Raw genomic sequence first — 230 nt, 5'->3', positions numbered from 1 at the left:
GGACTACCCCGAATATTATAAGGCTATGGAGGGAGCCGCTAATATAGTAGTTAGAAAAGGAGCCTATTCCGATCCGGAAGCTATTTTCCAAGATATGCGGCATTGGTTTGCGCCGGTCGGTCAGGATAAGCTAGATGTTGTTGGGATAGATCCTAAAACAAAGGAAGAGACTCCACTCAACAGTTTCCAAGAGTATCAGGAATGGTATGAGAAACACGTAAAATAGATTT

Annotated in this window: 1 pseudogene; it reads left to right on the top strand. The window is 43.0% G+C overall.

The features are described from left to right. A pseudogene (locus HMPREF2655_RS03020) lies at positions 1 to 226 on the top strand (hypothetical protein); the annotation flags it as partial. Between the last annotated feature and the right edge of the window lie 4 nt (positions 227 to 230).

This window comes from Streptococcus sp. HMSC066F01 (genome assembly GCF_001837335.1).
Classification (GTDB): Bacteria; Bacillota; Bacilli; order Lactobacillales; family Streptococcaceae; genus Streptococcus; species Streptococcus oralis_S.
Note: the sequence above shows the minus strand (reverse complement) of the source record. Positions and strands in the feature narration are given on the sequence as shown.